Annotated in this window: 21 protein-coding genes; 13 read left to right on the forward strand and 8 right to left on the reverse strand. The window is 39.1% G+C overall.

Annotation, left to right across the window (positions count from 1 at the left end):
- The first annotated feature begins 28 nt into the window (after positions 1–28).
- The 4 genes from AC6UD6_RS00620 to AC6UD6_RS00635 all read left to right on the forward strand — a co-directional run bounded on the left by AC6UD6_RS00620 (position 29) and on the right by AC6UD6_RS00635 (position 5,626).
- Positions 29–1,894: a cation:proton antiporter domain-containing protein gene (locus tag AC6UD6_RS00620; RefSeq protein ID WP_500693506.1), complete on the forward strand. Its 1,866-nt coding sequence runs from the start codon at positions 29–31 to the stop codon at positions 1,892–1,894.
- Positions 1,895–2,079: 185 nt separating this feature from the next.
- The gene (locus tag AC6UD6_RS00625) at positions 2,080–2,736 is read left to right on the forward strand and encodes a histidine phosphatase family protein (RefSeq protein ID WP_500693505.1); all 657 of its coding nucleotides are present in this window, start codon (positions 2,080–2,082) and stop codon (positions 2,734–2,736) included.
- A 10-nt stretch (positions 2,737–2,746) separates the two neighbouring features.
- On the forward strand, positions 2,747–4,009 hold the full coding sequence (hflX, locus tag AC6UD6_RS00630) for a GTPase HflX (RefSeq protein WP_500695253.1): 1,263 nt from the start codon (positions 2,747–2,749) through the stop codon (positions 4,007–4,009).
- Between the two features lie 270 nt (positions 4,010–4,279).
- Entirely contained in the window at positions 4,280–5,626 is a 1,347-nt protein-coding gene (locus AC6UD6_RS00635) for an APC family permease (protein WP_500695254.1), read from the forward strand.
- A gap of 20 nt (positions 5,627–5,646) precedes the next feature.
- On the opposite strand, the gene AC6UD6_RS00640 is transcribed toward AC6UD6_RS00635, so the two are convergent.
- The 7 genes from AC6UD6_RS00640 to AC6UD6_RS00670 all read right to left on the reverse strand — a co-directional run bounded on the left by AC6UD6_RS00640 (position 5,647) and on the right by AC6UD6_RS00670 (position 12,724).
- Positions 5,647–6,465, reverse strand: coding sequence for a DUF6681 family protein (locus AC6UD6_RS00640; protein ID WP_500695255.1), 819 nt, complete (start codon positions 6,463–6,465; stop codon positions 5,647–5,649).
- The gene (locus AC6UD6_RS00645; protein ID WP_500695256.1) at positions 6,465–7,013 is read right to left on the reverse strand and encodes a hypothetical protein; all 549 of its coding nucleotides are present in this window, start codon (positions 7,011–7,013) and stop codon (positions 6,465–6,467) included. The genes AC6UD6_RS00640 and AC6UD6_RS00645 overlap by 1 nt, the downstream gene beginning before the upstream one ends.
- Before the next feature lie 91 nt (positions 7,014–7,104).
- Positions 7,105–7,674, reverse strand: coding sequence for a guanylate kinase (locus tag AC6UD6_RS00650; RefSeq protein ID WP_500693500.1), 570 nt, complete (start codon positions 7,672–7,674; stop codon positions 7,105–7,107).
- On the reverse strand, positions 7,664–8,086 hold the full coding sequence (locus tag AC6UD6_RS00655) for a bis(5'-nucleosyl)-tetraphosphatase (protein WP_500695509.1): 423 nt from the start codon (positions 8,084–8,086) through the stop codon (positions 7,664–7,666). The genes AC6UD6_RS00650 and AC6UD6_RS00655 overlap by 11 nt, the downstream gene beginning before the upstream one ends.
- Positions 8,087–8,135: 49 nt before the next feature.
- Entirely contained in the window at positions 8,136–9,275 is a 1,140-nt protein-coding gene (locus AC6UD6_RS00660) for a cation:proton antiporter (protein WP_500695257.1), read from the reverse strand.
- 59 nt (positions 9,276–9,334) lie between these two features.
- The gene (locus AC6UD6_RS00665; RefSeq protein WP_500695258.1) at positions 9,335–11,002 is read right to left on the reverse strand and encodes a glycosyltransferase family 39 protein; all 1,668 of its coding nucleotides are present in this window, start codon (positions 11,000–11,002) and stop codon (positions 9,335–9,337) included.
- A gap of 114 nt (positions 11,003–11,116) precedes the next feature.
- On the reverse strand, positions 11,117–12,724 hold the full coding sequence (locus tag AC6UD6_RS00670; RefSeq protein ID WP_500695259.1) for an ArnT family glycosyltransferase: 1,608 nt from the start codon (positions 12,722–12,724) through the stop codon (positions 11,117–11,119).
- A 161-nt stretch (positions 12,725–12,885) separates the two neighbouring features.
- On the opposite strand from AC6UD6_RS00670, the gene AC6UD6_RS00675 reads away from it, so the two are divergent.
- The gene (locus tag AC6UD6_RS00675) at positions 12,886–13,800 is read left to right on the forward strand and encodes a proline-specific peptidase family protein (protein WP_500695260.1); all 915 of its coding nucleotides are present in this window, start codon (positions 12,886–12,888) and stop codon (positions 13,798–13,800) included.
- 35 nt (positions 13,801–13,835) lie between these two features.
- Here the strand turns inward: AC6UD6_RS00675 and AC6UD6_RS00680 are convergent, their stop codons facing one another.
- Positions 13,836–15,383: an ABC-F family ATP-binding cassette domain-containing protein gene (locus AC6UD6_RS00680; protein ID WP_500693494.1), complete on the reverse strand. Its 1,548-nt coding sequence runs from the start codon at positions 15,381–15,383 to the stop codon at positions 13,836–13,838.
- A 118-nt stretch (positions 15,384–15,501) separates the two neighbouring features.
- Between AC6UD6_RS00680 and AC6UD6_RS00685 the strand changes: the two genes are divergently transcribed.
- The 8 genes from AC6UD6_RS00685 to AC6UD6_RS00720 all read left to right on the forward strand — a co-directional run bounded on the left by AC6UD6_RS00685 (position 15,502) and on the right by AC6UD6_RS00720 (position 22,357).
- Positions 15,502–15,882 carry a VOC family protein gene (locus tag AC6UD6_RS00685; RefSeq protein ID WP_500693493.1) on the forward strand — a complete coding sequence of 127 codons (381 nt, stop codon included), beginning with the start codon at positions 15,502–15,504 and terminating at the stop codon, positions 15,880–15,882.
- 112 nt (positions 15,883–15,994) lie between these two features.
- Positions 15,995–17,641: an APC family permease gene (locus AC6UD6_RS00690; protein ID WP_500695262.1), complete on the forward strand. Its 1,647-nt coding sequence runs from the start codon at positions 15,995–15,997 to the stop codon at positions 17,639–17,641.
- An 80-nt stretch (positions 17,642–17,721) separates the two neighbouring features.
- The gene (locus AC6UD6_RS00695; protein WP_500693491.1) at positions 17,722–18,252 is read left to right on the forward strand and encodes a hypothetical protein; all 531 of its coding nucleotides are present in this window, start codon (positions 17,722–17,724) and stop codon (positions 18,250–18,252) included.
- Between the two features lie 74 nt (positions 18,253–18,326).
- On the forward strand, positions 18,327–18,836 hold the full coding sequence (locus AC6UD6_RS00700; RefSeq protein ID WP_500695263.1) for a YbhB/YbcL family Raf kinase inhibitor-like protein: 510 nt from the start codon (positions 18,327–18,329) through the stop codon (positions 18,834–18,836).
- Positions 18,837–18,852: 16 nt separating this feature from the next.
- Complete coding sequence (locus tag AC6UD6_RS00705; protein WP_500693489.1) at positions 18,853–19,320, forward strand: universal stress protein; 468 nt, start codon at positions 18,853–18,855, stop codon at positions 19,318–19,320.
- Between the two features lie 162 nt (positions 19,321–19,482).
- Positions 19,483–20,286, forward strand: a complete 804-nt coding sequence (locus tag AC6UD6_RS00710) for an alpha/beta fold hydrolase (RefSeq protein ID WP_500695264.1) — start codon at positions 19,483–19,485, stop codon at positions 20,284–20,286.
- A 16-nt stretch (positions 20,287–20,302) separates the two neighbouring features.
- Positions 20,303–21,487, forward strand: a complete 1,185-nt coding sequence (locus AC6UD6_RS00715) for an O-antigen ligase family protein (protein WP_500695266.1) — start codon at positions 20,303–20,305, stop codon at positions 21,485–21,487.
- A 102-nt stretch (positions 21,488–21,589) separates the two neighbouring features.
- Complete coding sequence (locus tag AC6UD6_RS00720; RefSeq protein ID WP_500695268.1) at positions 21,590–22,357, forward strand: flavodoxin family protein; 768 nt, start codon at positions 21,590–21,592, stop codon at positions 22,355–22,357.
- Positions 22,358–22,396 lie beyond the last annotated feature (39 nt).

Consider the following 22,396-nt stretch of genomic DNA (forward strand, 5'->3'; position numbering starts at 1 on the left):
AAAATATATAAACCAAGGTGATCGTAATATGGATTCAATCTCATTAGTAATTGTTCTACTTGCGGCCCTAATAACTCCATTAGTGATGGCACGATTCCACATTTCAATGCTGCCAACCGCAGTCGTTGAAATTTTAGTTGGAATCATATTAGGACCCAGTTTATTCAACATCGTTTCCGACTCAAACATTTTATCCATTCTTTCCAAGATTGGTGTGATCGTCCTACTGTTTTTGAGTGGAATGGAAATCGACTTTTCCTTATTTAAACCCAAAAACAAAAATCCCAGTGAACTAGAAAAAAAATCAAGCAAAACTGCTCCACGATTTTCATCCGTTCAACTAGCCTTTATGGGGTATGCAACGGTTATCATTCTAGCATTAATCCTAGGATACTTCTGTAAACTAACTGGACTATTCAGTGACTTCTGGTTAGCTTCAATCTTGTTTGCTACCATTTCACTTGGCGTGGTCATCGCAGCCTTAAAGGAAAAAGACGTCACTGGAAGCGCCTTTGGCCAAACCATCCTGTTAATTGCTGCCCTTGGTGAAGTTTTACCGATCTTTGCCCTGACGATCTACGCATCGGTATTTGGTTCCGACAGTAAGTCACTATGGCTCATCCTGATTCTATTTGTGGTAGCAGGTTTTTTATTGTGGTGGTTTAAACGTTTCTTCAAGGTTTCAGACCAAATCAATAAATCAACCACTCAGATTGACATTCGGCTAGCTTTCTTCATCATTGTTTTACTATCAACGATTGCCGTCTTTGTTGGATCAGAGGACATCTTAGGGGCATTCATCGGTGGAATGGTCTATAAATTACTACAACCATCCGAAACCACGAAAGATCGATTGGATTCAATCGGATATGGGCTCTTCATTCCAGTCTTCTTTATCATGAGTGGTGTTGGTTTGAATGTCAAAGAGTTGCTGTCAAACCCAGCGACTTTGGTTCTAATCCCTGTTTTCTTTGCTAGTTACATCATCGCGAAGTTGGGACTTTATCCCATCTTTAGGTTACGTTTCAATAAGCAAAACTCACTGGCTGGAATGGCCCTTCCGAGTGCAACCATCACCATGGTTCTTGCAATTCTCCAAGTTGCTAAGGGGATGAAAGTGATCACATCTCAACAGTCGGGGGCATTTTTGCTTGCAGCGATCATTACCTGTATCATTGGCCCACTGGTCTTTAACAAGGCCTTTAAAGTCGAACCAGAAACCTATCCTAAGATTAAGGTTAATTTCTTTGGGGTTAACTTAACTACCATCCCAGTCGCTCAACAACTTTCAACTGGGTGGTACGACGTTAACGTATACACTGATAATCAGGAGCACTACCGCTCCTATAACAGTCAGGCTAACGTTCATCTTGTTTCTAAGCTTGACCCAAGATTTTTAATTGACAACGGCTATTTTGACTGCGATATCGTCGTCATGGCCTACTTTGATTCCGAGAAAAGTTACGAGTTGGCCAAGTCGGCTAAAAAGTACGGTGTCAAACGGGTTATCGCTCGTTTTGAAAATCGCGATGTCCTTGATAAGCATCAAGATGAACTCCTTTCTCTAGGAGTCGAGATATATAACAACCTTGCCGTTAATATTGCCATGCTAAGAGAGTTGATTGAGGTCCCGTCAACATTTAAGATGATTGAATCTAACGAATCAGTTCTCCATGAAGTTAAACTAACTAATCCGAGTTTGGCTAACATAGCAGTCAAAGACCTTCCCTTTAGTAGTGACATTACCATTAACGAAATCTTTCGCGACCATAAACTACTTCACCCGACCGGTGAGACGATCCTAAGATTAGGTGATCAAATTATTTTCTCCGCCCAAAAGGGAACTGGAATTCAAATCAGAAGTGATTTTAACCCGGAAGCATCACAAAATTAGATTAATTAATCCACTGACTAAGATGATGTCAGTGGATTTTTTATCTGGTTCATGATGATTTACGCAAAACAATATAATGATTATTTCAAATGATTACTAAATTATACCAATTCCACCCGTCACGTTTATCTTGGACGTTAAAATATGCTAGAATTAAGCAACTAGTGAATCAGGGGGAAATAAAAATGACTTCAATCAATTTATATTTTGTCAGACACGGCCAAACATATTTGAATCGTTACCATCGTTTACAGGGATGGGCAGACTCAGCTTTAACCGATAAGGGAATCACCGATGCAATCGATGCTGGAAAACACCTTAATAAGGTTGATTTCAACAAGGCATATAGTAGTGATACCAAAAGGGCCCGTGACACCGCGGAACTAATCCTAAAGGAAAATCCATCAGGACTAGTTGAACCGATCGAAATGGAAAACCTCAGAGAAGAGAATTTTGGATATTTTGAGGGAAATGACATGGGACAAGTTTGGCACATCATTGGGGGGCCATCTGGCGCTGATTCATACAGTCAAATGATCGCCACTTATACGATGGAAAAGACCCGCGACATGATTGCTGACGCCGATCCATACGGGGATGCCGAAAATGATTCACAGTTTTGGAAACGAGTTCAAACTGGGCTGGACGAAATCGTTAACAACGCTGAAGATGGTGATGATATTCTCATTACCGCTCATGGAACTCTCATTCGAAGTATTGTTAGTCGTTTTAGTGACATCGATATTAGTGAACCCATTCAGAATGGCAGCGTCACTAAAGTTGATTATAAAGATGGCGATTATATTATCAAATACTATAACAACATTTCAGATCCAGTCTAAAGGAGTATAAATGATCGACAACTTTACTGATGTAATTACAATTGGTTTAGATTTAAATGATGCTAATTTTCAGTACTCAATGGAGGAACTTAACAACTTAGTCACCGCGAACAACATGCATAGCGTTGAAACCGTGACCCAAAAGTTGGATCACCCTGATCCAGCAACCTACTTCGGCAAAGGTAAGGTTGAATTTCTAGAACAACTCGTCAAAACGTCTGGGACAGATATCATTGTGGCAAACGATGAACTCAGTCCTAGTCAAATTCGAAACCTTGAAAAATTAACCAATGCTAAAATCATTGACCGAACTGGGCTAATTTTGGAAATCTTCGCCAATCGAGCTCGTTCTCGTGAAGCCAAGTTACAGGTCCAGCTTGCCAAACTAAACTATCAACTCCCAAGGCTCCGTACTAGTGCTAGTCAACGATTAGACCAACAGTCTGCTGGTGGCGGACTAGCTAACCGTGGTGCTGGTGAAACCCAAATTGAATTGAATCGTCGAACCATTCAACATCAAATCACGCACGTTCGTCACGAACTAAAGGAAATTGACAAATCATACGACACTCAAAGTAAAAAGCGCAAACAAAACGATTTGAAAACCATTGCTCTTGTTGGTTACACCAACGCAGGCAAATCCACGATTATGAATCAACTGGTAAAACGATTTGGTGAAAACGAGGAGAAAGAAGTTACCGTTAAAAACATGCTATTTGCCACCTTGGACACCAGCGTGCGAAAGATTGAGCTACCAAACCATAAACGTTTTCTTGCAACCGACACGGTTGGTTTTGTCAGTCAACTTCCGCATCAACTAATTCAAGCCTTTAAATCAACTTTAAAAGAGGCAAGCAACGCTGATCTCTTGGTACAGGTAGTTGACTACTCTGACCCAAATCAAGAACTAATGATGCAAACTACTGAAAAAACTCTAAGAGAAATCGGGGTCCCCGACATTAACATGATTAAGGTCTTTAATAAGGCTGATAAGAGTGGAGAAAATTATCCTGTTCGTGAAGGCAATAACATCATCATGTCAGCTCTTGACCCTGATTCAATTAATTTATTAATTGACATAATTTCTCAAAACTTGTTTAAAGATTACGTCAAAAAGACGTACCTCATCCCTTTCAATAGTGGCCAAGTAGTTTCGGACCTAAATGAAAACGAAACGGTTTATCAGACTGACTACACCGATCAGGGAACGAGGTTGAAAGTTGAACTTCCTGAAACATCGGCCAAAAAATACCAAAAATACGAAGTTAATTAATAAAATTACATTGACATTTAATATGGATCGCGGTTAAATGGTCCTATACTAATTTAAGAGAACAATATTTAAAGAAACCGCCCAAGAGAAGCCGACGTTATTCTGGAAGTTGGCTGACTAATCTTTATTTAACCACCTCTTAAAACACATTAATACACAACAAAAAGCGCTCTGAAAATTTCAGAGAATTTTGGGTGGAACCGCGCAAATTTGCGTCCCTGACATTTAGTTGTCAGGGACTTTTTTTATTCTCAAAGGGAGGAATTTTATATGAAGAAACCAAAAGAAGAGTCCAATGTAAAGTTAAACCGTTCTTTAGGAATTTGGTCCGCACTCTCACTTGTAGTTGGAACCATCATCGGAGTTGGAATCTTTGTTAGACAAGCTGCCGTTCTAAACGATGCAGGATCAGCAAATGGTGCCATGCTGGCTTGGCTAGCCGGGGGACTTCTGACTTTAGCCGCGGGACTTTCAATTGCCGAGATTGCCTCGCAAATTCCAGAAACCGGTGGACTATATGCATACATGGAAGTCATTTATAACAAGTTTTGGGGCTTCTTATCTGGATGGATGCAGATTATTGTTTATGGTCCCGCAATGATCGCTTCACTTGGAGCTTATCTTGCCATCCTATTAGGTGACTTTTTCCATATTTCACCAGAATGGAACATTCCGATAGCTATCATTGCAGTTGTTGCGGTTGGTCTATTAAATACCTTTCCCAATCGATTTGGAGCTGCTTTTTCAATTATTACCACAATTTGTAAGCTCGTCCCAGTCGCAGCGCTTATTATCTTCGGACTTTTCTTTGGTCACGCTAATGCTTTTACTCAAAGTGTTAGTGACGTCCACTCCTCAGTTGGTGGTTTTGGAGTTGCCATGTTAGCCACTCTATTTGCCTTTGACGGGTGGATCCTAGTTGCTAACCTTGGTGGAGAAATCAAAAACCCTAAAAAGATGCTACCACGTGCTATCACCTTCGGAATTTTAATTGTCATTGCCATTTATATGCTAGTTTCATACGGTGTTTTAAAAAGCATTGGTCCCGAGAAAATTCATGATCTTGGAACAAATGCCATTCCATACATGGCTAACAAAGATTTTGGAATGATCGGTGGGAAGATTTTAAGTATTGGTATCATTATCTCAATCATCGGGTGCATGAACGGAAAAATCATGACCTTTCCCCGTATCATGTATGCCATGGCGAAAGAAAATCAACTTCCGTTCTCTAAGCAGTTAGCTTACCTCAATCCAAAGACCAGAACGCCAGTGGTATCAATTGCTGCTGTTCTAGTAATCGTAATCATCATGATCTGTTTCTTTGATGCCGACCGACTCTCAGAACTATGTATCTTTACTGTCTATTGTTTTTACGTGATGGCGTTCTTCGGCGTTTTCATCCTTAGAAAACGTTACCCCGACCGAAAGCGAGTTTTCTCAGTTCCACTATATCCATTTACACCAATCGTAGCTATTTTGGCATCCCTTTTCGTAATCTGTTCAGAAATTGGATCAGACTTCTATGGAGTCGTTTGCTCACTGGGAATCGTTGCACTCGGGATTCCAATCTATTACTTTGAAGTTACTCTCAAAAGAAATAAGGCTAAAAAATAAGAGATCTCAGACGAGATCTCTTATTTTTTCTGATATGCAATTTTAATCTGAACCGCATAGTCGTCAGCTCCATCAATTAAGCCTGCTCGACCAGAAGTCTTGTATTTTCCTCCAACCAAAAAGGCTTCAGCTAGATACAACTTGACTTTATTCTTATCGATTTTTTGAATATCTTCAAAACCAGCTTTAACAATGTGGCCAACGGGTTCACAATTAACCTGATTCATTCCGGCATAGACTTCATACTTTCCGTTTTCTTCTCTTAAATCAAAGTAAGGAATTAACACCCCATCACCCAAAGCGTAGACGCGATGCTTAGGATTAGCTTTAATTTCGGAAAGGAGTGCCCGATCTCCCAGTCCATTGTAATCATCACTCGCTACTTTTTTGGTGATCATGGTATCAGCTAACTGATGAACGTTATGGCGCTCACTAATTGTCGATTCCAATTTAGCTGGCATCGTTTTTCTTTCATCAAATAAACCGTTGGCCGGAATATTACGATAACGACGACTTCCACTACGAGCCTCGGTTTGCTGATCAGTTTCTTTGGGCTGAATGTGCAACACCCTATTAATGACCGGGGTAACATCAAACTTCGCCCGTTTTTTAGTAAAGTAATACATGATGTTTAGGTACAAGAAGTACGCTAAAATCAAGACAACTAAGAAGACCAGAAATCCCCTAATCATAAAGCCATTTACAACAAAACGGTAGGCAACGTACAAAAGGTAAAAGTCGCCTAAAATCCCTAAAATTACGTAAATTCGGCTTTTAGTGTTTGTTTCAATCGTTATATATCCAAGATAATGATTAATAATATCTAGAAAACTAAACATTAATGTTCACCCCCAGGATTAGTCGTATTGGCTTGGGTATTATTCTGAGTATTGTTAGAAGTAGTCCCCGTACCGTTATTAGCATTGCCGTTATTTCCGGTATTCTGACTTGATTTTTCGGCATTTCCACCGTTATTATCAGTTGTCTTTTGATTGTTATTACCAGTCTCCGAATTATTTCCATTCGTGCTGGTCGAATTATTTTGCTCCTGTCCACCAGAAGTTGTTTTCCCTTGTTCATTATTTGGTGACTTACTATTACCATCGTTATTGTTATTATTCATATTATCTTGTTTAGCCCCAGAACTATTGGATTCATTTTTACTATTATCGTCATTAGAATTCGAGTTCTGGTTCTTAGTACCCTTATTATTATCATCATTCTTCTTAAAGTCAAAAATAGAACGTTTCTGGCTTTGATGAGTAGTGACTTTAGCACCCTCGTGGGTATTGGTTGCTTTATTGACAACAATATTAGTGGCTCCTAACGCTAAACAAATTGAAATAATGGCAAATGGAGTAAGAAATGGTGGCACTCGATTTGGCATTTAATCATCCTCTCAACGTATATTCTCTTTTGTGAAGCTTAATTATTGCACTTAAAAGTAAAGAATTTATTCCAGTCGATAAAAGATTTCTTTAAAGTTGTCTTTTTAAATTTAGTACAATTTGATCAATCTGATTCTTAGTTTGACTCCACTTCTCATTATCAATCACAATGGACCGATTTTTTAAAGCAGCTGGAAGCTTTAAATCACGCGCGTCTTCTTTACTTTCCATTCGAACTTGAATCTGAGCCAGAGTATCCCCGCGATCAATCATGCGCTTTTTAAGCTCAGCCGGATCTTTAACTTTCAAAAAAATGACAACCGCTTCTACTCCTAATCGATCCTTATACGTAATGGCACCTTTCGTGTCTAACACAATTGAAACAATGGGAGACTTTAAAAAAGCGCGATCTAACCCTTCGTATGATGATCCATAACAGTGCCCCGAATATCTTACTGATTCTAAAAGATGAAGTTTTTTAAAACTTGTCGGTGATTCAAAATAATAATCCACTCCATCTTGCTCTTGATCCCGTGGTGCTCTGGTCGTATGGGTAATCACCTTAGGAATTCCATACTTTTTCATTAAATAATCCGAGATGGTGGTCTTACCGGTGCCAGCGGCTCCAGTAATCACAATTACAAATCGTTTATTTGACATAGTGGTCCTCAATGTATTCATTGGCCTTTTTAAGTGGTGGAAGTAAGTTATCGTATGTGACTAACTTCAAAGCTTCTTCGTAAGTGCACCAACGATCCTCACTAATTTCTTCCTTCTGTCTGGTAACCGAAGTGCCAACCGGAACCTCCGTCACAAAGAAAGTTACTACTTTGTGGTGGCCATTCTTCATGTCATACTCGACCTTTACATTAAAACCATCATCAATCTCACCATGAATTCCCGTTTCTTCTCTTAATTCACGTTTAGCGGCCTGTTGTAACGTCTCGTTTCCCTCGACGTGCCCCTTGGGATATCCCCAAAAATCACTAGTTGCACTTTTTAAAAGTAAATATAGTGGTTGATTTTCCTTAAGTTGAAAAACAATCGTTCCACCGTCAATTTCATTAATCATAAAAATGCCCCATTTATTTGTTTCTTTCATTGTACCAAAAAATCAAAAACTACACTGATTTAATACTGAACTTAAGCATAATTGGTGAAAGAATCGTCGAAAGTACAATTACCATAATAATTTCGGAGTACAGTTCAGAAGCAAGCAGATGACTAGCTAGTCCAATCTGAGCGACAATGAGAGCCATTTCACCTCTTGATACCATTCCGGCACCCACTACGTTGGCATCTTTTAGGGTCAATCCAGTTAATTTCGCTCCAATTCCACACCCAATCCATTTGGTAAGAACCGCTAAGATCGTCATTACTACAACAATCAACCACGTGCTAGAGAGCCCCTTAAAACTCATCTCCATCCCAATTGCGGCAAAAAAGATTGGAATAAAGAAGGAATAACCAATTCGATTAGCACTTTGAATCACCTGATCATGAAGCGGCGTACGTCCAATTGCAATTCCAGCAAAGAAAGCCCCTAACACCGTGCTCAGATTGGCCGCTTCTGCCAGATATGCCATAATCAAACAAATGCTAATCCCCATAATCGACACGGCTGAATTGGCAGGAAGAAGGTCGGCTAACCGCATGAGCCAAGGTGCAATCCATTTAATGACAACAAAAATCAATCCAAAAAACAAGATTTGAAACGTAAACAGGACAAACAAATTTTTAGATCCTGATTCCGTCCCAAACACACTGGAAAAAACACTCAACAAAATAATTGAAATCACATCGTCAACTACCGCGGCCCCTAAAATGGTTGCTCCCGCGACCGATTTCAACTTGCCAAACTCCTGAAGCACTTCGACACTAATGGATACTGAAGTAGCCGAAAAGATCACTCCCCAAAAGAGCGCTCTTTCAATTCCTTGGCCTAGTAGTTGACCATAAAGGGTAAAAGCGACCACCGGTAAAATGACCCCACAGATAGCAACGCTAACGGCCGGCTTTAAGTACTTCTTGACCAACTCGAAATCACATTCTAATCCCGCAATAAACATCAAAAAGATGACCCCAATTTCGGATCCAACCGAAACCAGGTGATTTAAACTGACTAGGTGCAAAACCGCGGGTCCAATTAATAAGCCGGCCATAATCTCTCCTACCACCGCTGGCATCCCAATCCTTTGACTTAAAACTCCTAAAATCAACGTTGAAAGTAAAATCAATCCAATTGTTGCTAAATATTCCATATAACCTCCGTTATCCCTCAAAAAAAGCAGAGTTTGCCAATTTGACAAACTCCACTAATTTAATAAAACTTATGTTCTTTTATCATTTTCTTTGCATTGGGGTTAGGCTTGGACCTAGCTTCAAACAAGTAATAGGTAGCTCGTCTTTCCTCAAACATTTGGGCATGACTACTACGCAATTTGTAATTTCTAATTAGCGCATCACGTCCACCCTTTCTAGAACCACTGCTCATGTACTTGTACAACTCAGCATTACTCTTGTTGCTTGTATTATCAACCCTAATTACCAACCATTGAACTTGTTTCTTTCGAACCACCTTGTTAGCTGATCTCATCATTTTAGGATAAGCGCGGCTAGGAATATTATTACGTTCGAAGAAGTAATGAGTTGGATATGCACCAGAACTGGTGTAAAAACCATTTTCTAAACGACTGTAAGTTAAAAGGGTCGGTGTTCCCTTACTTTCGTCTCTAATAATCTTTCCAAACGAAACTTGAGCAGGCTGTTGGTACTCACCTTTCTTAGGATTAAGAGTAACGTATAAGTTTTGGGGATGCAACTTCGAGTAAATAAAGTTATTGTTTGATCCAAGGACAAAGGTTAAGGCCATACATAGCGTTACGAAAACAAACGTCCAGGGGAGAGCGAGCTTTCTGTTAGATTCAAAGTGTCTGATAAAAAACACCAGTACAAAGATAGTTGTCACCATGATAAATGGGAAATAAGCTAATTGATAGTACTGATAGATTTTACCAAAGGTGTGACCGTAAACTGCTACAATCGCATTTACAATCATCATGAACAAGAAAAGCGACTTTGAAATTCCATCTTTAAAGATTTCATGGTCAAATAAAACATAGATTAAGCCCAAGAGACCAAAGACCACCGTGATCGGATACTGCGTCAGAAACTTCATAAAGAATCCAGTTGCCATTAGAATCTTAGTTGGTACAATTCCCGATGAACCGTAAACGGTCATGTTAATGGTAAAGTAAACGTGGATAAAGGACTTAAAACTCCCTGTTACTAAGAAATAAATCAACCATGGAATAAGTGCGATTAAGAAGCTGAGTCCACTAAAGAAAATCAATCGCCACATTTCTTTAAAGCGACGATGGTAAACGTAGAAGATAAACATAAAGACATAAAATCCAATCCATGGACCAAGTAAAGTGTACTTCGAAAAGAAGACCACTCCGACCATGAATCCCTGAATCATCCATTCCCACCATTTGATATCAAAATCATTTTGACAAGCCTTTAAAGCAACATAAATCAAATATAAAACGGCCGGGAACACGAAGAATTCAACCGAACCACCATAGTCATAAAATGGCTGAAGCACGGAAAAAACTGGCATGAACAATGAAATTACAAATGACCAATTTTGTGACAAGTATAATCTAGCAATCTTGTAAGACATGGTCATAATAATAATCATCGCAATAATCTCAAACGGTACCATCCCAACAAGCGATCGTTTTGTGATCAGTGAGGCTAGTCCGTAAAGCAAATAAACAAATGGCCCTTTTTGCTCAAAAACATCCTTATATGGAATGATTCCGTGAAACATTGCTTTACCGACAGTGAAAAAATTATTACTGTCGGGTGAGGTATCAAAATAATAGAACGGTGAAGCAAATGACAAAAGTAGAATTATGATAATACTCATTACTACAAACGTTAAACCAAATAAATAAGGTTTAGTTTTTAGTTTTTTTAACATACATTGTTCTTCCAATCATTAAGAATTTAAGCTCACACTCAATAATAAAAGCAATTATACCACATTCCTCCACTCAAACGCGGAGACGCCAGACTTCATAACCTTATTTTAAGATTATGCTTTTCTTTTTAGTAACCAATATACTGACTTCCGATTATTGGGAGCCTTTTGTTCATGAGTGGATACGACCCGATAATTCTCTAACAGGGTTTTGGATGCTGGCCTAGTAGAATCGTGTCTGCCAAAGTATGTTTTGATTGAATCAGCTTGATTGGTCTTTACGACAATCCATTCAACCGCCTTCTTTTTAACAACTTTATTTTGTGACTCGACCATTTTAGGGTTCTTATCATACGAGATATTATTGATCTGGAAATAATACTGCGTGGGAAGTGCTCCTGAAACCGTGTACATGCCAAGATCAAGATATCCGTAGTTGAGAAGGGTTGGAGTTCCCTTACTCTCTTTTCTAATAATTTTGCCAAACTTCTTTTGCGCGGTCTGCGGATCACTAGGATCCAGCGTTTCCTGATTGTTATTCGGAAATAATTTTGATTTTTGAAAATTGCCGTTAACCCCCATGGTAAAGAACAGGACTAAAAGCGTCATCAAAACAAATGTCGAAATAAGTCGCTTATTAGGCAATGTAATTTGCTTATAATTTAGTCCTTTAGCAATTAAAACGACCAACGTTACAAGAACGTACGGCATAAACGCTAATTGGTAATAGACGTATAGGGTGTCTGGGGTATAGCTGTAAACAGCAAAAAAAGCACTCACAAACATCATACACAAAAAAATATTCTTTTCCGCCCCATGGTTAAAGACGACAAAAAGAATTAACGGAATTGCACCCAAAACAAAGAGTTGCGGTTTATCAATTAAAAATTCACTAAAAATGGCTAGTGAGCCAGCAATCTTCGTGAAAATTCCACCATTAGCTGAGGTGCTATAAACCGTCATGTTGGAAACAAAATAAACATCGTAAAAGGCTTTAAACGAGTTAGTAACGAGAAAATAAATTCCCCAGGGTACTATCGCGGCCAAAAAACCAACGCCACTTGAAAGAATCATCTTAAAAAGACTACTAAACTTTTTATGATACAAATAAACCAGCGCAAAAATAATGTAAAAAGCAATCCAAGTGCCCAACAGCGTGTATTTAGATAAAAAAACCACCCCAACTAGGAATCCCTGAACTAACCAGTTCACGTTACTAATCGCAAAATGATTGTGGCATGCTTTAAAAGTTAAATAAATGGCCGATAAAATCATCGGAAAGACGAATTCTTCCGCCAGGCCACCATAGGTAAAATACTCTTGAAACATTAAGAAAAAGGGCGTTATAAGTGCCAAAATTGAAGCAGTTGGTTTACTAACGTATAAATGAGCGGTTTTAAAAACCAAAAATAACGAGGTTGCTAACGCAATTATTTCTGCTATGGTAATTCCAATAATCGAATAGTGACTGATTAAATAAGCGAGCCCATAAAGCAGATAAACGTATGGCCCCTTTTGCTCAAAAACATCCTTGTACGGAACTAGTCCGTGCATCATACCTTTGCCTACCGTAAAGAAACAGTTAACGTCGGGCGAATAATCAAAATAATAAAGTGGGGATGCGTAACTAAACATCCCAATAAAGATTAAGGCTACGACCACAAAAGCCAAAAAATAACAAACGTTTACATTTTTAATGAAACGTTTTATACGGAACTCCATTTCCGATCCTACTCCTTTTTAAACCGTTCCCATTATATCCTAGAATAATTGTTATGTACACGTTTGAACGTGTATCACACGGGTACGTTGATTCTTCCACACTTTTTTTACCATTTTAAAGTGTTATCATAATAATTAAACTAATTAGGTAGGTGAATGTTATGAAACAAGGAACTAAAATCATTACATTAGATAATGGTTACCACCTATGGACTAACACTCAAGGGACCGGAGACATTCATCTTCTCGCCCTTCATGGTGGCCCGGGTGGAACACATGAATACTGGGAAAACACTGCGAAACAACTGAAAAAACAAGGACTAAACGTCCAAGTTCACATGTACGATCAATTAGGTTCGTGGTACTCCGACACTCCCGATTTTGATGATCCGAAGGTAGCTAACAAGGTTTTAACCTACGACTACTTCCTTGACGAGGTTGAAGAGGTTAGACAAAAACTCGGAATCGATAAATTTTATTTGATTGGTCAATCTTGGGGTGGTGCTTTAGTTCAGATGTACGCCGCTAAATATGGTGATCACCTGAAAGGTGCCATTATTTCTTCAATGGTTGATCGGATCGGGGACTATACTGACCATTTAGCTCAAATTAGAGAAAAAGCGCTCACCCCCGAACAATTAGCGTACATGAAAAAATGCGAAGCAAATAACGATTACGATAACGATAAGTATCAGGAACTGGTCGAACTCTTAAACCGTGAATATGTGGATCGAAAGCAACCCCCTGCAATTGCCCACGTCATTGATACCATGAGCAAACCGATCTATAACGCCTTTCAGGGTGATAACGAATTTGTCATCACTGGAAAGTTAAAAGACTGGAACTTTACTGATCATTTAAAGGACATCAAAGTTCCAACACTGGTCACTTTTGGTGAACACGAAACCATGCCAATGGAAACCGGAAAACGAATGGCTAAAATGATTCCAAACGCTCAATTCGTTTCAACCCCAAACGGTGGTCATCACCACATGATTGATAATGCCCCCGTCTACTACGACCATTTGGCCAACTTCATTAGACAAGTTGAAAATGGAACTTTCAACCAAAAATAAGCAAACGAAAAGACACTTCAAAATGAAGTGCCTTTTTATTTTTGGTTTAAACTTAATTTTTCAACATCAATGGTCTTGTCAACCAATCCATCATAAAAACTGGCTTCATGACTAACAATGATGGCATTCCCAGGAAATTTAATAATTGCCCGTTTTAAAGCATTTTTAGTCTCATCGTCTAGGTGATTAGTCGGTTCATCCATGATTAAGAAATTGCTTTTTACAAATTCCATCAAAGCCAATTTGACCTTAGTTTGTTCTCCACCAGAAAGCTCACCAATTGGTTTCATGGCGTTAGCAGCGTCGAGTCCACAGCGACCCAGCTGGGAACGAATCTCCTTCTGTGTCAACTTGGGATACTTATCCTGAATGATTTGCAGGGGTGTCATCTTACTATTCGGCCAGATCAAGTCTTGACTGAAATAGTTAACCTTCGCGGATGGAGAAAAGTTAGCCTTTCCCCCCTTTGCCGGAATTTGTCCGAGGATTGATTTAATTAAGGTTGACTTTCCAACCCCATTAAAACCCTGAAGCCCAACTTTCTGATCAGTATTAACGGAAAAGGTAACTGGCTTAAGTAACGGTTGATCGTAACCAACTGACAGTTGGTCAACCACTAGTGCGTTCTGGGATCCAGTATCAGCATACGGAAAGTCAAAAGAAGCCTGGATGTTACTTGAAGGTGGCTCAATCACATCCATTCGTTTTAACATCTTTTCCCGTGATTTAGCCATATTGGAATGACTTCCGGCCTTGTTTTTTTGAATAAAAGTTTTGGCCTTGGAGATCTCTTCTTGTTGTTTCTCGTACTCCCGCTGCTGGGTCATTTCTTTTTCGTCTTTTTGTCTCATGGCGGACTTGAAATCACCACGGTACTTAGTGACCTTCCCAAACGCAACGTTCACGATACAATTCGTTACTTTTTCTAGAAAGTCGTAGTCATGGGAAATGATCATCGCTGCCCCATCAAAACTATTTAAATAATCTTCCAACCAATTAATGTGAGCGGTATCCAGATAGTTAGTCGGTTCATCAAGCAAAATTACATCGGGATGCTCCAGAATTAATTTCGCTAAAATAATCTTAGAGCGTTGTCCCCCGCTCATTTCAGAAATGGTTTGATCTCTTCCAATGTCGTCAAGACCCAATCCATTAATCACCTGCTCAACTTCAGTATCAATATCATAAAAATTACGAGATTCAAGTTGTTCTTGGATTCTTCCCGCTTGTTCAAGTAACTTTTCGTCCATATTGTCGGCATATTTTACGTACAAATCGCTCATATGCTGATTCATGTTGTAGAGGTCTGAAAAGGCAGTATGCAAAAAATCAATCAGTGTCATTCCCTTTGGAATATTAACGTACTGATCTAGGTAACCAACTTTGGTCCCCTTTTGCCATTTGATGTCACCAGATAAGGGTAATTGCTTATTGGTCAAAATCTTAATCAAAGTTGATTTTCCAACCCCATTTTGGCCCACAATTCCCATGTGCTCACCTTTATTTAGCTGAAATGTAGCATCCGAGTACAGGTCTTTGTCGGCAAAACTCATACTTAGATTAGATACACTTAATAACGCCATTATATAATTCCCTCCATTATTTCATAACTTATACCGTAACACCGAATCGCAATCAACGTCAATCAGGTGAATTTGAGTGGTATAATTGTATGTACATTTTTAAAAAAGAGGAGTGCCTATGAAAATCAAAGATATTGATCACATCACCCTATTGGTAAATGACATCGAGAAATCGATGCGCTTTTACCATGAGGTTTTAGATTTACCAGTTGTGATCGAAACTGATTCTAGAATTGAATTTCAGCTGGGTCACCAACGACTCGTTTGTGTCACAAACAAGGAAGATAACGTTAAACCAGAAAATCCAACTCCTGGTTCTACCAGTTTCAGCGTGGTTGCAAGGGATCCACTTGACTCAATCCAGTCACATTTAGCCAACTACTTTATTGAAGTAGTTGCAGGACCGATCGAAAGTCAGGGACATAACGGTAAAATGAATTCACTATTTATCAATGATCCAGATAAAAATTTGATTGAAATTAGAGAGTATCAACGATAGGAATGAAAGGGAATACAACCCGGCTAAAATCCCCATCAAATAGTGTTTTTCAATTTTACAACCATAATCATTTTTGTTATATTCGTCGAATACGCAAAAAGAAAGGATACTTATGAAAAAAGAAAATTCGAAGGACAATTCAAATCAAAATGTTACTAAACCGAAAATGAGCCTTTTCAGTGTCACGATGCTGGCACTAAGCTCAATCATTGGTTCAGGATGGTTATTCGGTGCCTGGGAGGGTGCTAAAACCGCTGGTCCAGCTGCCATTATTTCGTGGATCATCGGTGCCGTTGTGATTGGTGCAATTGCGTTTAACTACATCGAATTAGGGACCATGTTCCCAGAAAGCGGAGGAATGAGTAAGTATGCCCAGTATACCCACGGACCGCTTCTAGGATTCATCTCATCATGGTCCAATTGGGTCTCACTTGTAACGCTGCTTCCAATCGAAGCGGTCGCTGCCGTTCAATACATGAGTTCATGGCCTTGGTCATGGGCCAACTGGACTCACGGGTTTTACGCCAATGGCACGGTTACTACCGAAGGGTTATTCGTCGTTTTTCTCTTCATCTTAGTGTTCACCCTGTTAAACTACTGGTCAGTCAACTTACTGACTCGTTTCACTACTTTGACTTCAATTTTTAAAATTGTGGTTCCAGTTCTTACCATTATTATGCTACTTGCTTCTGGTTTTCATCCCGGAAACTTTAACAACGTTCAAACTGGTGGATTTTTACCATACGGAACGGCTCCAATCTTTGCGGCTACCACCGTATCTGGAATCATCTTCTCTTATAATGCTTTTCAAACGGTTATAAACGTTGGTGATGAGATTACCAATCCTAAGAAAAACATCTGGCGGGGAATCGTTATTTCACTTTTAATCAGTATCATCATTTACGTCATGTTACAGTTCACATTCGTTGGTGTTATTGACCCGTCAACTTTAGCCAAATACGGTTGGCATGGTCTGAATTTCAGTTCACCATTTGCTGATTTAGCCATTATGTTGAACTTGAACTGGCTAGTAATTCTACTCTATTTAGACGCCTTCGTTTCACCCTTTGGGACCGGGGTATCATTTGTTGCTTCAACTAGTCGGACACTAGCAGCAATGACCGAAAACGGTCATATGCCAAAGTTTTTAGGTAAGATCAACCAAAAATGGGGAACCCCTAGAATTGCAATGATCGTAAACTGGATCGTCAGTTGCATCTTGGTCTCGGTGTTCAGAAACTGGGCTGTTTTAGCCAGTGTTATTTCTACTTCAACCCTGATTGCCTACTTAACTGGTCCGGTTACCCTTGGATCATTACGTCTCCACGCTCCTCACTTCAAACGTCCAGTCAAAATTAGTTTTGCTGGAATCATGGCACCACTTGCCTTTGTTCTTGCTAGTTTGGCAATCTATTGGGCAATGTGGCCTACTACCATTGAAGTCATCCTTGTTATTATGCTGGGGCTGCCGTTTTACTTCTTCTACGAAAACAAAAATGGCTGGAAAAATACCCTGACCAAGTTCCGTGGAGGAGCTTGGATGGTCGCCTATTTAATCTTTATGTCAGCATTTTCGTATATCGGATCCGCACCATTCGGTGGTCAAAACTGGATTCATTACCCATATGATTTTATCGTAATTATTGTAGTTTCATTACTGTTCTTCTACTGGGGTGTCTTTAGTTATCAGCGCACTGGTAACATGCTTAACGCTAAAAGCGTCAATGAACAGGTCGATGATGATCAGGGCAACCATTAGTTAAGTTAATGCAAAATCATAAGGATTTTGTTATAATGCGTATGCATCTTGTTTTTCTTGAAATGGATGGAGGGATTCTTATGAATAGTCAAGATCCAGATTCGAGATACGAACGTTATGACTTTAATGCCGCAAATGGTCCAAAGCACCAAAAGAAAAACTTTAAGGCTTGGCCATGGGTTTTAGGATTAGTAGTGATTGTGATCCTGCTAGTCTTTGGAATTCACTTTCTGACAAGCGGCAGTGGGAATCGGATGAATGGATCATCCACAAGTCAACAGAGTAGCAGAGCTATTCAATCAGAAAAGAAAGCAAAACACTTTAATAAGGCGGAACAAGCCACGACCAACAAGGAAGCGTCAGTAAACAGGAACCAACAAGCACCAACAAATCAAAGTGGGTCACAATCATCAAACGGAAATAATTCCAATGGAAACAACTCAACGAGTGATTCTAGTTCGATGTTTGCTACACCAAAATCATTTGACTCGGTTCAAGACGCTAAAAACTATGCACACGCTACTCAAAGCAGTTGGTTAGCAGCTGGTTACTCTAACTTTACAATTGAGCGGAATGGTCAGGGCTTTTACACCTTGCAATTTGTTAAATAAGGAACTATTTATAGTTCCTTATTTTTTTATATTCAAATGAATTTGGTATAATGAAGTGTATAGGAGGCACTATTATGAAAATTAATACTCCACTTCAAAATGGATTTTTACCTGATAAGTATACTAAACACGCTGACCCAGATGAAATGTTAGATGGTAATCCAATCATTTCATTCCCGATCAAAATCTCTGATGTCCCAAAAAACGCAAAGTCACTAGTAGTTATCCTACTGGACGACGATTCAATCCCAGTTTGTGGTTTTACTTACATTCATTGGGTGGTTGCTAACATTGATCCAAATATATCTGAAATACCAGAAAATGCTAGCCAAGATCAATCAATTAACATGACTTTGGGGAAAAATAGTTTAGCTGGTGGACTAGTACACGTTACTGATTCAAAATTAAATCAACACTACATTGGTCCTACTCCTCCCGATAAACCACACGATTATCAGTTGCATGTTTACGCCTTGGATCAAAAACTAGATTTAACCAACGGCTTTTGGCTTAATGAACTAAAGAAAAAAATGGCAGGACACGTCCTTACCAGTGCCGAACAAATTTTACCAGTGAAAAACTAAAACGGAGGCTTTCATAATGCTAAATGGATACAAACACATTCTAGTACCAGTTGATGGATCAAAAGAAGCAGAGGCTGCTTTATACAAGGCGGCAGCGGTAGCACAAAGAAATAAAGGCCGAATTGACGTCTTAAACGTGATTAACACCACTAATTATGGATACAGCCTAGGAGTTGTTGATGGCAGTGTTATCACCCAAATCGTTAATGAAGAACTTAACTATTTAAAGGATTTAGTTAAGAAAGTCAAGGACCAAACTGGCATTGACGATATTCATATCCATGCTCGGTTTGGAAGTCCTAGAGAAGTAATTACTTACGAATTTCCCAAGGACCATCAAACCGATCTAATTATGATGGGAGCGACTGGTAAGGGTCGCTTGTACCGCATGCTTGAGGGTTCAGTTGCCGGATACGTTAACTCACATGCCGCCTGTGATGTGATTATTGTTAGAACCAACATGGAGAATACCCCAATCAAATAGTTAAGACTTATTTAAACAAAATAGCTAAGCCCTTGCGCTTGGCTATTTTTTATTGCCTTTTAAAGATCAATTCATTTCAACCATCTAGCTGAATCACGTTAATTGTTATATGATGTTAGATGTTAGTGTACAAATTTAAAATAATTAAAAGGAATGTTTGCAATGCACATCAAAAAAAGAAAACACACCAAATCATTCATTGCCCTCTTTATCGTCATCGTGATCGCCATCTTCGCCGGTGGCGGTTATTATTATTGGCATAACCATGGTAGTTTTCTCAGTAAATTAGACGTTAATCAAAGCGATACCGCTACTGTGTTCATTCCCGGACTAGGTGGAAATAACATCACGACTGGTTACATGGTTGACACCCTAAATCGTTACCACCTAGCAACCAAAACCTTACAACTGTATGTGAAAAAGGATGGTACCGTTAAAACCACTAAGCAGTTCCATAAGTTTGGTGCTGATAATCCGACCGTTCAAATTGTCTTTCAGGACAATCATCATCCTTATTTTCAATCAACCCAAATGCCAAACATAATGCGCTATCTGTACAAGAAGTACCACATTCGTTCAGTTAACATGATTGGGCATTCGTCTGGGGGAAACATTATTTACTATTACCTAGCTCATTATCCCAATCTTAAAAACGTTCCAAAGGTTAAAAAGTTCATCTCGCTTGCAACGAACTATGCTCCAAACGATCCTGATGTAAAAAACCTACCAAAAGACCTTCAGATCCTTAATCTAGTTGGCGATATGAACCATTCTGGAACGGATGGCGAAGTTACAATGAAAAGTGAAATCCCAATGAAGAATCTTGTGACTGGCTACGTCAAAAGTTACAAGCTCTACGTATATCACGGAAACAGTTCCCAAGCTCAGCACACAATGCTTCACGAGAACCCATCCATCGTTAAGATCATCGCAGAATACTTCTTCACCGATAAGATGACCCAATAATTGGAGAATTTAATTAATGGCTTTAACCAATAAAAATCATTTATATCAGCTCGTGTATGTGCTAAGTTACGTTGTTTTTCTGGCGTCGTCAGTAATCCTTTTGAACAGTCAATTTAATAACGTATATTCCGCTAAAAGTTTCTTGCAATGGCAAATCGCAGGGGTAATCACGTTAATTGTCATCGGAATCCAAATCGTACTATTACTTACCAGGAGACATAACCCTAAACAGTGGACAATTATCATAATCATGGCAGTCATCTTTATCTTGTCATATCTTTTTCATTTAAATGTGATTACCAGTACCCTATTTTTATTGTTCTTATTCATGGCCAACGCTGACTTACTAAATCAAGATGCGTTTGCGACCATCGACCTTGCAACTAAACTCGTTGTTCTAGTCGTAATTTTGGCCTTTTTGATTTTACACGTCTTTCCACCACAAAATGCCATTTCATTTACAAGAGGCTCATCCACTAGATATGCAATTGGATTCACTCATCCAAACGTCTTAAGTGGTTTCATCTTAAGTATTTTCTGTTCGGCCCTCTTGTTAATACAACACAGTCGAAAAATAGTGACGTACTTCGTATATGCCTTTATTTTCGTTAGTTACTTAATCATTGCCTACCTGACTGGTTCACGCGGATTTATGGTTGCTGGAGCTATCCTAGTACTCGGATTCGCTTTGAGCTTTGCTCCCAAAATCACTCACCTACTACCAAAAATCACCTGGATCCTGGTTTCATTGACTTTCGTAGTAGGAATCGGCATGGTCGCTTGGGGTTCATCACTGCCATTATTCAACGTGTTGAATCGTGCCCTTTCTGGTCGTCCCGGACAACAGTTAACCGTCATTCAATATTTTTATTCGCCAAAGCTAATTGGACAAAATATGCCTCTGTTGGGTGCCCGGTCAAACTTGTGGGTCGATAACACGTTCCTATTCATCTTATTAAGTACCGGTTTCATTGGTTTAATGTTGCTACTGGCATTGTTTCTTGCTAGTGCTTACAAGGCTAAACAGGACGATAACTATTTCCTTTGTGTGATTTTAATTGCCCTTGCTGTTCAAGGCATCATTGAAACCCAACTTACTAATGCTTACATGTTTGCACCGTTTATTTACGCTTTTGCCCGAGTAATCCAGCCGGATCATTTTCATCAGCAGGCAATTGGGAGACACGTTAAAACCACATAATCAAAACCCATCATTAATGATGGGTTTTTTAATTGATATTAGTTTCACAAAAATATAACATGAAATAGAAAGAATTAACTAATTTCAAAGGAGGTCATAAATTTGCGTTATCTAGCATTTTTAGGCTCACAAAGTAAGGATGGCTTGACTGCTAAGTACCTTGACGCAGTTATCTCAGGTCTTCCAAAGGACGCGCAGGTTGAGACATTATTTCTGCAAGATTATGACATTAAACCAGATAATCTCAAAAACCCCAATCCAACGCTTGACATGATTGAAAAGAAAATGGAAGAAGCGGACGTCTGGATCATTGCATCTCCGACGTATTTTGCTGATTTATCAGGAGTTACCAAAAATCTATTCGATTGCATGCGTCACCGGATGGTTAAAATGAACAGTATTGGTGACACCTTACCCGGCAAGTTTAAAAACAAACACTACCTTAGTCTGACCACTTGCTTTCTCTCCTCATTTCAAAATTTCTTTACCGGTATAACCGATCAAACCTTTCGGACCATTGATAAGATCATGACCGCAGCCGGTCTAATCAAACTTGGAGAGGTCATCGGAACGCACACCTGGGGAAGTAAGGGAATTCCTAATCCTAAAAAAATTGAACTGTGTAAACGATGGGGACAAAAGATTGCCAACAAGCCACGAAAGGATGATAGTACTTTGAAACGTTATATCGAATTATTTTGTATGATTGCAGTAATGTCACTAGTGACAATGCTAATTGAAGGATTAGTTTTTGGACTGAAATTTAACGGAGAATTTTGGCTCTTCTACGTAGCATTTGTGGTTATTTTCTATGTTCTTCTAGCAATCTTGCTTCACTTCTTTACGTTCTTAAGACATCGTCGTCGTTAACTTAAAACTAAATAAAAGCGACCAATTGTTAACAATTGG

The sequence above is a fragment of the Fructilactobacillus sp. X8R2C1 genome (genome assembly GCF_059900955.1).